Below are 3,848 nucleotides of genomic sequence, written 5' to 3' on the forward strand. Positions count from 1 at the left end.
GCGTCTTTGATCGCGCAGAGGTAGAGCTTGCCCTCGTCGGTCCAGTGCTCAGTGATATCCGTCAACCACAACTCGTTCGGGGACTCAGCGGTGAAGTCCCGTTCGACCAGGTCGTCGTGCACCTGGCTATGTCAAGTTGATCTGGCCCCGGTAGGGCGGTTTCATTCGGCCCCACCTGAGTGGGGCCCTGAGCCGCTAGAGTCCGGGGTGTGGATGGGCGGCCGCGGGTGCGCAGTGTGGTTGCGCCGACTGGTTGGGATCGCGAGTCGGTGCGTGCGTATGCCGAGTTCGTGATCGCGCGTGATGATCAGCTCGGTGATCAGGTATCGGTCCGGGTGAAGATTAAAGACGGGGAGCCACTGCCGAACCTGACGACCCGGTGGACCGTGGTTTATGTCACTCACCAGAACCGGGCCTTGCGCCGGCATCTGTCGGTAGTCAAGGACGAACGCCGCGCTTAGCCCGCGGTAGCTGCTGCTTCGGTGTGAGCCAGGCGGTAGCTGTGAGTGCCGGTTTCGATGATGGTGCCGCGGTAGGTGAGCCGGTCGACGATCGCGGCGCAGAGTCGTGGGTCGGTGAAGGTGTCTGTCCAGCCGGAGAAGGACTGGTTGGAAGCGATCGCGACGCTGTTCTTCTCTTCGCGTTCGGTGAGGACTTGGAAGAGCAGTTCGGCGCCGCGGCGATCGAGTTCCATGTAGCCGAGCTCGTCGATGATGAGCAGGTCAACGCGGCCGTAGCGGTTGATGGTCTTCGCGAGCTGCTTCTCGTCAGCGGCCTCGACCAGCTCGTTCACTAGTTTGGTGGCGAGGGTGTAGCGGACTCTAAAGCCTTGCTCGGCGGCAGCGGTTCCCAATCCGATCAGCAGATGGGATTTGCCGGTTCCGGAGTCGCCGATGAGGCAGAGCGGCAGTCCGTGGCGGATCCAGTCGCCGGTGGCGAGCTGGTGGATGGTGGCGGGTTCGATGTCGGGGTTGGCGTCGAAGTCGAAGTCCGCCAGCCACTTCTCCCGCGGGAACCCCGCGGCTTTGACGCGGCGAACAGTGGAGCGGCGGTCCCGGTCGTCGACTTCGGCGAGCAGGAGTTCGGCGAGGAACCCCTGGTAGGACAATTGCTGCTTGGCGGCGGCGGTGAGGTGCTGGTCGATCATCGACCGCACTGTCGGCAGGCGTAGGCGCCGGCAGGCCTGGTCAACGGCGGCGAGGGCGGCTTCTTCGGTGAGGCCGCCCCGGCGGCGCAACGACGGGGCCAGCGCATTCGTCTGGTTCTTATTGGCGGTTGCGGTCATAGCCGGGTGGGCCTTTCAATCGGTGGTGGGTCCAGCGACTCAATCGGTGGTGGGTCCAGCGACGCAGGTAGCGCGTCGGAGGCAGTGCGTCGCCGGTGCTGCGGGAGCAGGCGGTCGTAGGCCGTAACGCTGGGCAGCGGTCGCCGGTCGGGTGGCAGGCCGGCGATCACCGCCGCGGGGTCTGCGAGCCGTCGTTGGGTGAGGCTGACAACTCGTTGCTCGCGTCGTTCGGCATGGCGATCGAGATGACGGCCAGCGTTGGCCCCACCTGTCTGGTCGGCAGCGACCGAGGCGTGCGCGAGCAGGCGGGCTTCGGCGCGGCGAGCCTCAACGGCGACGACCTCGGCGCTCACCGCCCCGACCCGCAATGCAGCATCGATGCCGGTGATCACCGACGCGGCGGGCAGGCTGCGGTGCCGCAGCAGGACGTCGAGCAGCTCGCTGGTGCCGTCGGTGTCGCCGTTGACTCGTCGGGCGGCGGCCCAGAACGCATCATGGCTGGCGGTGAACACCCCGGCAGCGCGGGCCTGCGCCAACGCCGTTGATCCCGGCAGGGCACCGGGTTTGAACTTGAGCACCTCGAGGTAGTGGTCGAGGTCGATCTTCGCGGTGCCGCGGCCGGCGACCCGTGGATGCCGCGCGACCAGGGTCCGGCCGTCGTAGACCAGCAGCTGGGAGGCTTGTAGTGAGACGCGGACTCGGCGGCCGATCAGGTGCGCCGGCACCGAATACTTCACCATCCGAACGGTGATCATCGCCGACCGATCGACCCGTGGTGTGAGGATCAGGCCCGGGTCGAAATCCTCCACCGGCAGCGGCGCGAGCGCTGCTCGGTCGTGCTCGTAGTCCTGGCCGATGGTGCGCAGTCGTCCGTCGATCCGGCGGCCCTCGTCGCGGTCCTCCCAGGCTTTGATCTGCTCGTTGAGCTCATCGAGGGACTCGACCTGCGGCATTGGGGTCAGCCGGTTGCGGCGGAACCATCCGACCTCGCCTTCAACGCCGCCCTTCTCGTGCGCCCCGGCGATGCCGGGCTGGCAGTAGAACGGATCGAATCCGTAGTGCGAGTGAAACAACGTCCACCGCGGGTTCTCCTGTCGCCGCCGGTCTCCGCCCTGCAGGACCGCGACCACCGCCGAGGTGAGATTGTCGTAGCGGATATGCCGGGTCGGGACCCCGCCGAGCTCGCGGAACGCCTCGACGTGCCCTTCGAGGAACGCTTCCTGCCCGCCGGTCGGATAGACCCGGTGAATGGCCTTGCCCGAGTGCGAGAGCCGGTAGACGAACATGTGGCACTTGGTCTTCACCCCGCCCAGGATCACCCAGACCTCGCCGAAGTCGACCTCCGCCTCCGCGCCCGGGGCGTGGTCCTGGGCGATGAACACCTCCGTCCGGCGGCCGGCCTCCACCTCGATCTGCGCCCGCCGGACCCGCACGTAGTCCCGCACCGTCGAATACGACAACTCGACCGCATCGTGCTCGATCGCCAGGCGTTCCCGGATCCGCGTCGCGGTGTGCCGCTGCTTACGCGGAGCATCCAGATCCGACCGCAACATCTCATCAATCGCCGCCTTGAACCGGTCCAACCGCGGCGACGACCGCTCCGGCGTCTTCCGCGGCGGCGGCTCCGCCGATGACAACGCCTGCCGCACCGTCCTCCGGTGCACGCCATGCTTGCGAGCCAACGCCCGGATACTCATGCCCTCGACCCGGGCGTCCCGCCGGATCTGCGCGAACAGCTCCACCTTCGATCCCATCATTGGCCACCACCTGCTTCGGCTCGGAAACGATGTTCACGAGCAACCATCAGGTGGGGCCAGATCAAACCGTCGCAACACCACCGGCGAGTCGCAAACGGGGCCAGGTCTAGCCGTCGAGCCGGGGCCTCTTCAAGCTGTCATAGCCAGACACGGGAGAAGTGCTCAAAGTCGCGCGTGGTCTCCTTGATGCCGACGATATTCTCGTGCGCGCGGTTTAGTCGCGCCACGGTCTCGGGTGCGAGGTCGACCGCTGTGCGTGACGGGACGTTGTAGATCACGATCGGCATGTCGGGGAACTCGGCGGCGACCGTTGAGTACCACTGGAACAACGCCTCCTGGGTGGGCCGCGCGTAGTACGGGGTGATGACGAGGGCTGCGTCAGCACCCGCGTCGACTGCTGCCGCCGTTAGCTCGAGCGTCTCGTCGAGCTTGGCGGAGCCGGTGCCGGCAAGGAAGGGAACGGCGTCGTCAACGACATCGGCGACGGCGCGGATGGCGGCAATCCGCTCGGCGACCGTCTGAGAGCTGGGCTCGCCTGTCGACCCGCCGATGGACACGCCGTGCGTCCCGCTGTCGAGGTGCCACCGCGTCAGCGTGGCGAGGCTCCCGAGATCCAGCCCGAGGTCGTCGGCGAACGGGGTGATCAACGGCGAGATCGATCCGGTGATCGACTCGGGTGTGCTGCGAAACCTCATGCGGTCGGTACTCCTTCGTGGTTGGCCGCAGCGACGTTCGCGACGGCGAGATCGGCAAGGCCCATACCCATGCCTTTAAAGACGGTCAATGCGGGCGACAACGGCCGAGCA

Annotated in this window: 3 protein-coding genes and 2 pseudogenes; 1 reads left to right on the forward strand and 4 read right to left on the reverse strand. The window is 66.9% G+C overall.

Annotated elements, in window-relative coordinates:
• Positions 1–122 (reverse strand): annotated as a pseudogene (locus IJH84_RS19695) (IS3 family transposase); the annotation flags it as partial.
• An 87-nt stretch (positions 123–209) separates the two neighbouring features.
• On the opposite strand from IJH84_RS19695, the gene IJH84_RS19700 reads away from it, so the two are divergent.
• Positions 210–461: a hypothetical protein gene (locus IJH84_RS19700; protein ID WP_133298647.1), complete on the forward strand. Its 252-nt coding sequence runs from the start codon at positions 210–212 to the stop codon at positions 459–461.
• Here the strand turns inward: IJH84_RS19700 and istB are convergent.
• The 3 genes and pseudogenes from istB to IJH84_RS19715 form a co-directional block, all read right to left on the reverse strand.
• Positions 458–1,285, reverse strand: coding sequence for an IS21-like element helper ATPase IstB (gene istB / locus IJH84_RS19705; RefSeq protein ID WP_068526535.1), 828 nt, complete (start codon positions 1,283–1,285; stop codon positions 458–460). The genes IJH84_RS19700 and istB overlap by 4 nt on opposite strands.
• A complete protein-coding gene (gene istA, locus IJH84_RS19710) occupies positions 1,282–3,039 on the reverse strand; it encodes an IS21 family transposase (protein ID WP_295147310.1) in 1,758 nt (585 codons plus the stop codon). Before istA ends, istB begins: the two co-directional genes overlap by 4 nt.
• Before the next feature lie 149 nt (positions 3,040–3,188).
• Positions 3,189–3,737: pseudogene (locus tag IJH84_RS19715) on the reverse strand (dihydrodipicolinate synthase family protein); the annotation flags it as partial.
• Between the last annotated feature and the right edge of the window lie 111 nt (positions 3,738–3,848).

Source organism: Saccharopolyspora sp. (assembly GCF_017434145.1).
Classification (GTDB): domain Bacteria; phylum Actinomycetota; class Actinomycetes; order Mycobacteriales; family Pseudonocardiaceae; genus Saccharopolyspora_C; species Saccharopolyspora_C galaxeae.